This is a genomic window from Ruixingdingia sedimenti, from assembly GCF_031432425.1.
In the GTDB taxonomy this organism is placed as follows: domain Bacteria; phylum Pseudomonadota; class Alphaproteobacteria; order Rhodobacterales; family Rhodobacteraceae; genus Ruixingdingia; species Ruixingdingia sedimenti.
The window spans coordinates 1-1,532 of the sequence record NZ_JAVKPH010000103.1; the positions used below are offsets into that span (position 1 = coordinate 1).

Below are 1,532 nucleotides of genomic sequence, written 5' to 3' on the forward strand. Positions count from 1 at the left end.
CGGGGTGGAGCAGCCCGGTAGCTCGTCAGGCTCATAACCTGAAGGCCGCAGGTTCAAATCCTGCCCCCGCAACCAAATCTATCAAAGAATACAGCTTCTTAAGAGCCTCCCGAACGGGAGGCTTCTTGCGTTCCAAGTCCGTGTCAACACTGTGTCAACAGAACCACGACGCCGCGTGTCAACGGATGGCGCCGACTCGCGTCGCACTCTCCGCTTGATCGGGGCGACCCCGGGAACGTGACGGCGCTTGCACGCGCGGTGTCGCTGCGCTTGGATAGGAGCAATTCCCGAAAGGCCCGAATTGCCCATGCCGATCTACGAGTTTGCCAGCGAAGAAATCCGTCCCCTCAGCAAGACTACGTTCGGTCTGATGCAGTTGCAGGAGCGGCGCGATCTGCAGCGGCTGCTGCGGGCGAACATCGCCGTGGTCGCACCCGACACGCTGGTGATCGCGGAGGAGTTCGGGGACTGGGACGAGTCGCGCCGGCGCATCGATCTCCTCGGCATCGACCGCGATGCCAACCTCGTGGTGATCGAACTGAAGCGGACCGAGGACGGCGGCCACATGGAACTGCAGGCCCTTCGCTACGCCGCGATGGTCTCGACCATGACCTTCGACCAGGCCGCCGATGTGTTCGCTCGCTATCTCACGCAGATCGGCAAGGCCGACACGGATGCGCGGGCCGAGCTGCTCGACTTCCTCGGGTGGGACGAGCCCGACGAGGATGCCTTCGCGCAGGACGTCCGCATCGTCCTGGCCTCGGCCGAGTTCAGCCGCGAGCTTACGACATCGGTTCTCTGGTTGATCGAGCGTGGCATCGACATCCGATGCGTGCGTCTCCAGCCCTACGGCCTTGATGGTCGTGTCCTCGTTGATGTCCAGCAGATCATCCCGCTTCCGGAGGTCGCGGAATACCAGGTCCGCGTCACCGAGAAGAAGCGCAAGGAGCGCGAGGCGCGCACGGACACGCGAGACTGGACCAGCTACGACGTCACCCTCGGCGGGCGCCAACTGACGGGCCTGCGGAAGCGACACGCGATCTATCAGGTGTTCCGCCACCTCGTGGAGAGCGGGATCGCACCGGAGGAGGTCGCCAAGCATTGTGGCCCGCGGGCCAATCGGGCCCTCGTGTCCGTGGAGGGCGAGGTGGTGGCTGAGGACTTCCATCGCTTGGCGAAGGAGGCCCGAGCAAGGGAGGGACGGAATTTCGATCCAGGCCGCTACTTCTGCGGTGATGACGAACTCCTACACTTCGAAGGACGCACCTACGCCTTTCTGAACCAGTGGGGTGGCAGGGCGTTTGACGAGGCCATGGTCAATTTGCGTGACGCGTTTCCTGACAAAGAGATCGCGTTCGCACCCTCGGAATAGCGGTCGGTCCCGACTTGCAATCGTAGCCGACAAGAGCGTGATGGATCAGGACGTTCTGCCGGAGCCCATCATGCCCAAGACCAGAGACTGTGCCGAATTTTGTGCCTGACGCGTTGTGTTAGGCCATTGGGAAGCGGTCTTCGAACATGATGGCGAGCTG

At 62.7% G+C, this 1,532-nt stretch carries 1 protein-coding gene; it reads left to right on the plus strand.

Translation table 11 applies throughout. The annotated features are described in order from the left end of the window. Positions 1-307 precede the first annotated feature (307 nt). Positions 308-1,372 carry a PDDEXK family nuclease gene (locus RGD00_RS23240; protein WP_010397950.1) on the plus strand — a complete coding sequence of 355 codons (1,065 nt, stop codon included), beginning with the start codon at positions 308-310 and terminating at the stop codon, positions 1,370-1,372. Positions 1,373-1,532 lie beyond the last annotated feature (160 nt).